The organism is Microbulbifer okhotskensis, assembly GCF_023895975.1.
Lineage (GTDB): Bacteria > Pseudomonadota > Gammaproteobacteria > Pseudomonadales > Cellvibrionaceae > Microbulbifer > Microbulbifer okhotskensis.
Window position 1 is genome coordinate 1 of the sequence record NZ_JALBWM010000515.1, and the last position, 234, is coordinate 234.

Genomic DNA, 234 nt, shown 5'->3' on the forward strand with positions numbered 1-234 from the left:
TCGGAGGATGGCGGTAAGTCCTTCCGCCAGATCGCCGACTACGGCAACGGCGTTCACCCGGATCACCATGCTTTCTGGATCGACCCCAACGACCCTGAGTACGTGATCGACGGCAACGACGGCGGCCTCAACATCAGCCGCGACGGCGGCGAGACCTGGCACTTCGCCGCCAACCTGCCCCTGGCCCAACTCTACCACATCAACTACGACATGAGCTACCCCTATAACGTGGGT

1 protein-coding gene is annotated in these 234 nt (G+C 62.0%); it reads left to right on the plus strand.

Annotation, left to right across the window (positions count from 1 at the left end):
• On the plus strand, window positions 1-234 hold a 234-nt coding region (locus MO867_RS23125; protein ID WP_373565937.1), incomplete at both ends, for a hypothetical protein.